4 protein-coding genes are annotated in these 2,326 nt (G+C 31.5%); all 4 read left to right on the top strand.

Annotated elements, in window-relative coordinates:
- A partial coding sequence (locus tag ABT112_RS35035) for a hypothetical protein (RefSeq protein ID WP_351515818.1) occupies nucleotides 1-324 on the top strand: 324 nt, incomplete at its 5' end.
- A 319-nt stretch (nucleotides 325-643) separates the two neighbouring features.
- On the top strand, nucleotides 644-1,168 hold the full coding sequence (locus tag ABT112_RS35040; protein WP_312257859.1) for a helix-turn-helix domain-containing protein: 525 nt from the start codon (nucleotides 644-646) through the stop codon (nucleotides 1,166-1,168).
- A 10-nt stretch (nucleotides 1,169-1,178) separates the two neighbouring features.
- A complete protein-coding gene (locus tag ABT112_RS35045) occupies nucleotides 1,179-1,766 on the top strand; it encodes a hypothetical protein (protein WP_351515819.1) in 588 nt (195 codons plus the stop codon).
- 46 nt (nucleotides 1,767-1,812) lie between these two features.
- On the top strand, nucleotides 1,813-2,109 hold the full coding sequence (locus ABT112_RS35050) for a hypothetical protein (protein ID WP_003131491.1): 297 nt from the start codon (nucleotides 1,813-1,815) through the stop codon (nucleotides 2,107-2,109).
- The last annotated feature ends 217 nt before the right edge of the window (nucleotides 2,110-2,326 follow it).

Raw genomic sequence — 2,326 nt, forward strand, 5'->3', positions numbered from 1 at the left:
TCTGCTATTTCGGTAATTACTAAAATAGATTACTTAAATCTTGTTAAACTTTCTTTTTTTGTTGGAGTTGTTTATTTTTTTCTGTTTTCCCTTCCTGAAATGTTCATTCTATTTATAGTGCGGAAAAGCGGGAGAGAACTTGAAGATTTGAATAATAAAGAAAGAAAATTAATTGAGACTCTTTTTAGAATATTATTAGGAAGCTATATTCCCACAGTTGCGCTATTTTCTTTATCAATCGATCAATTTTCATCCATTGTTGAAATCTCAGCTCTCTTTACCATTTTCATCTTCTTTTTCAACCTCGTAAAGACTAGTAAATGAAGTTAATGTCCTATCCACCATAAAATTTATCCCAAGTATTAAAACCACTAGAGCAATAATGGCTTTAATCAAATCATTAATTGACATATAAATCACTCCTCTCCGCCCCTATGGGGCCTTTTATTTGCCAAACTTGCTACTTACGCTGAGTTGAATACAACGTGTAACTACATTCACAGAAGCTTCGCAACTGTTTTGTTTGTTCGCTTGTTTGACTTTATGAGTTAATTATAGTCCACTTTTCGTGGTTTGTCAAGAAAAAAACGTCATTTAACTAAAAAAGTTTGCAAAACGTGGTTTTTTCTTATATAATGTGTTTATGGAAATTGAACAAATCAATAAATATGTAGGTTCTAAAATTAAAGACTACCGAAAACATTTTGGTCTGAGTCAAGAAGAACTAGCTAAAAAAATAGGAGTCGGAAAAACTACTATATCAAATTATGAGGTTGGCATTCGTTCTCCGAAGAAACCTCAACTGATAAAACTTTCAGAAGTATTTGACGTTGCAATTGACGACTTCTTCCCTCAAACCGATTCAACAAGGATAAATGTTTCTTCTATTCTATCCGAAATAAATAAAATCAGTTCACAACTCGAAGAACCTCGTCAAAAAGTTGTCCTTGATACCGCTTCTTCTCAATTGAAAGAGCAGAAAAAAGAAAATGCTAAGGTTGTTTCTATTAAAACTGAACAACAAAAACAAGGTATTGACCTTGCCGATTTAGTAGATGATAGCAAAGTTGATTGGGATAAGTGGGTTTCATTTGACGGCAGACCATTAACTGATGATGTTAAAGAAGCTATGAAACGATTATTAGGCAAACGTTTAGAAGACAAATAAGGAGGGTTCTATGGGCAGACAGGAGCTTTTAGAATATCTCCTTAAAGAAGTTGAAAAGTTTGGATTTTCTGTATTTGCTGATGAAATGTTCCCTATACCTGCAATCGTTAATACAGATGATAAAATAATGATTTACAGTTCTATTGAAGTAACTCCTTTTGAAATTGCTCATGAACTGATTCATATTATTAATAAAGATAGCCATCGCGGAAAGTATTTTGATGCAATTAACCCTCAAGAAGCCAGAGCAAACCACGAAGCTATTCTTCTTCTTTGGGAAATATTTGAAGCTAACGGGGGAAACTACGAATATTTCAATGTGTTTGTGAATACAACAGATGCACCTTTTGAATTGGCTGAGTCAATCATCAAAAATGAATATTTAGAGCTGCATGAAGCTATCACTGAAATATTTGAAGATGAAATAAAAGTTAGTATAAATAAGCAAGAAATGCATGATTATATCGTAGATTACATTGGTTATTTTGATGTAATTGAAGCTATTAATGTTTACCAATTTTTGGATCGTTATCATCTAAGTCATAATTTCTTTAATATGGCAGAAAAAGAATTCCAGCTATTATTGGGAGTTGGATAATTTTTTAAATAATGTGCGCCATCACTAAACTGGTAAGGAGAAAATAATGGAAATGTTTACGAAAACACAAAAAGCACAAAGTGATAACATCTATGAAAAAGAAGTAAAATCACACATAGCTCCAAAGGATGGATTTACACATGTTCTTATGATAAATAGCCTTAGTAAATGGATTAATCAACTTTTTGGAGTAGAAGACAAATATACTACCCAAATAGATAATATTTTAACGAAAATGCAAAAAGAGGGTTATGAAATAATTTCTGTGGAACATACAGCTATTAAAAATCAGGGATTATTTAAGGATATGGAAGGATTCCATACGTTAATTTCTTATAAATAAAAACCAAGAGCAAGCCTTGAATCTCATAAAAAGCTAGGTTAGGAGAGTATTTTATGAAAAAAATTTTAATTACAATAATGGGCCTGTTATTGATTTTAAGTCTATTTTCGTTTAGTGATATTGCTAGCGCAAAAACTAAAAAAAGCGTAAAAAAGAAAAGCTTCACTGTACATAATGTTTATAAGATATACTACTCGAAGGTGGATTCAAAAACAAC

The organism is Streptomyces sp. NPDC002055 (genome assembly GCF_040296705.1).
In the GTDB taxonomy this organism is placed as follows: domain Bacteria; phylum Actinomycetota; class Actinomycetes; order Streptomycetales; family Streptomycetaceae; genus Streptomyces.

Bases quoted from the DNA above. Each gene is read 5' to 3' on its own strand.
- ABT112_RS35040 (WP_312257859.1), top strand. From the start codon at position 644: ATGGAAATTGAACAAATCAATAAATATGTAGGTTCTAAAATTAAAGAC.
- ABT112_RS35045 (WP_351515819.1), top strand. From the start codon at position 1,179: ATGGGCAGACAGGAGCTTTTAGAATATCTCCTTAAAGAAGTTGAAAAG.
- ABT112_RS35050 (WP_003131491.1), top strand. From the start codon at position 1,813: ATGGAAATGTTTACGAAAACACAAAAAGCACAAAGTGATAACATCTAT.